This is a genomic window from Nocardiopsis sp. NRRL B-16309 (assembly GCF_001279585.1).
Lineage (GTDB): Bacteria > Actinomycetota > Actinomycetes > Streptosporangiales > Streptosporangiaceae > Nocardiopsis.
The window spans coordinates 1-429 of the sequence record NZ_LGEC01000154.1; the positions used below are offsets into that span (position 1 = coordinate 1).

The following is a 429-nucleotide window of genomic DNA, read 5'->3' on the forward strand; positions in this document are numbered from 1 at the left end:
GAAGGGGTCGAGCGCGAGAACCGGCTGCTCCTGGTCGCCCACCACCTCGTGGTCGACGTGGTGTCCTGGCGCATCATCCTCGAAGACCTCGACACCCTCACCCAGCAACTGCGCGACGGACAGGAACCCGCCCTCCCCGCCAAGACCAGCTCCTGGCAGCAATGGGCCCACCGACTGCACGAGGAGAGCCGCGGTACCGACACCTCCCAGGAAATCCCGTACTGGAACGAGCAGTCCGCCCCGACCCGCGACCTCCCCACCGACGGGCCCACCGAGCCCAACACCATCGGCCACAGCCGGGTGCACGAGGCCGTTCTCAGCACCGAGCAGGCACGCGCGCTCCTGCAGGACCTGCCCGCCGTCTTCAACACACAGGTCAACGACGCCCTGCTCACCGCCGTCGCCAGCGCGATCGGGCACTGGACCGGC

At 69.5% G+C, this 429-nt stretch carries 1 protein-coding gene; it reads left to right on the forward strand.

Translation table 11 applies throughout. The features are described 5' to 3' along the window. A partial coding sequence (locus ADL05_RS29155) for a condensation domain-containing protein (protein WP_156366103.1) occupies positions 1 to 429 on the forward strand: 429 nt, incomplete at both ends.